Raw genomic sequence first — 1,681 nt, 5'->3', positions numbered from 1 at the left:
CTTTCGCAGATTCGACAATGAGACTGGATATGTTGTTGAGTGCGTTCCAGCTATTGAGCTGCTGGCTATATCGAGCCCTGAGGCTGCTCAATGGTGGCGTACTCACGCTCCAGCACTCTTGCAGCCAGGTCAATGCTTCATGTTCCAAGCAGGCGTGGGTCTTGTTCTTCCGTCGAGCGCGCCCTAACAATTCATTCAAGCCGAACCCGCTTCGCGGGTCGGCTTAATTCAGGTGTTAGGCCGCTCGGGACACATCAAAGGCTGTGCGGTTTTGGTGCGCCTGACAGTGCACGGCGCAAGCCTGTCACTCCAGACACGATCGCAGTCGGTCTGTCCTCGATAGTCCCTGGCGCAAGCCGCTGGCTCACGGACACACTTGCCATTGCTCCCTCCAGATCGCATCCGGCGCAAGCGCGTCCCCCGGCAAGATCTGTCGTAAAGTTCGCCTCGGTGGGGCGTCGTTTCTTCGGCCGGCGGCCTAACAGTTCAATCAAGCCGAACCCGCTTCGCGGGTCGGCTTATTTCAAGGCGTTAGGCCTCACACGGAGCATCACGGTGAAATCGATCAAGGCACTTCTGATCCTCGGGTTCGTCTTCCTCACCAACGGGATTACATTTCTCATTGTGGGTTTGACTACTCACATGACGGCTTTTTGGACACTCGGCCCCTCGCTCATGGCGCTTGGCGTCGTTTTCTTGGCCATTTCAAAATCTCGCAAGTATTCCCACGGCAGTCCCTCTTCGCCATCAGGCAGTGAGGCCTAACAATTCGTCCAAGCCGACGCCGCTTCGCGGCGCGGCTTAACTCAGGTGTTAGGCCGCTCGGGACACATCAAGGGCTGTGCGGTTCTGGTGCGCCTGACAGTGCACGGCGCAGGCCTGTCACTCCAGACACGATCGCAGTCGGTCTGGCCTCGATAGTCCCTGGCGCAAGCCGCTGGCTCACGGACGGGCTTGCCGTTGCTCCCTCCAGATCGCTTCCGGTGCAAGCGCGTCCTTCGGCAAGTTCTGGCGTAAAGTTCGCCGCGGTGGGGCGTCGTCTCTTCGGCCGGCGGCCTAACAGTTCAATCAAGCCGAACCCGCTTCGCGGGTCGGCTTATTTCAAGGTGTTAGGCCGCGGAGGAAGATATGTTGTACTCGGTAGATAGCAACAACTACATCGACTACATTCCTCACGCAAAGGAGTACGCGGCATGGCGCGACCGACTTCCACAGAGCGACTTCCAGGCAATCTGGGATGATCTTTCCGGGCGAGTTTCGGGCTCAGAGATCCAAACCTCTAGCTGGATTCCTGGCGCCGATTGGTCGGGCACAGTGTTTCAGCCCATCTATGACAAAGCATGCGATCAAGACCCCGTGGCTTCAGCCAAGTTCTTTGGGCTGATTCTTTGGGAGGTTGTACGCAGCCATGAGAGCGCGTGGGGTTTCGGTCGCTACAAGCTTGGAGACGTACCGATTGAAGGCATGACCTACTTTAGGCTCAACAACCCGCCGCCCCACTGATGGAGCCGCGCCCTAACAATTCGTTCAAGCCGAACGCGCTTCGCTACACCAACAGCATGGCAGAACAGCTTGCCATGTTGTTGGCTCCGCTACGCACGTCGGCTTAACTCAAGCGTTAGGCCGCTCGGGACACATCAAAGGCTGTGCGGTTTTGGTGCGCCTGCCAGTGCACGGCGCA

2 protein-coding genes are annotated in these 1,681 nt (G+C 58.1%); both read left to right on the top strand.

The features are described 5' to 3' along the window. Nucleotides 1–555: 555 nt before the first annotated feature. Nucleotides 556–765: a hypothetical protein gene (locus ACFOM9_RS07960; RefSeq protein ID WP_223629813.1), complete on the top strand. Its 210-nt coding sequence runs from the start codon at nucleotides 556–558 to the stop codon at nucleotides 763–765. A gap of 363 nt (nucleotides 766–1,128) precedes the next feature. Further along, nucleotides 1,129–1,503 (top strand): hypothetical protein, encoded by a 375-nt coding sequence (locus ACFOM9_RS07955; protein WP_386708676.1) that lies wholly within the window; start codon nucleotides 1,129–1,131, stop codon nucleotides 1,501–1,503. Nucleotides 1,504–1,681 lie beyond the last annotated feature (178 nt).

Source organism: Luteimonas notoginsengisoli, assembly GCF_042648885.1.
In the GTDB taxonomy this organism is placed as follows: domain Bacteria; phylum Pseudomonadota; class Gammaproteobacteria; order Xanthomonadales; family Xanthomonadaceae; genus Luteimonas; species Luteimonas notoginsengisoli.
Note: the sequence above shows the minus strand (reverse complement) of the source record. Positions and strands in the feature narration are given on the sequence as shown.

What these genes read in the sequence shown, in the direction of transcription:
- ACFOM9_RS07955 (WP_386708676.1), top strand. Translation starts at nt 1,129, where the DNA reads ATGTTGTACTCGGTAGATAGCAACAACTACATCGACTACATTCCTCAC.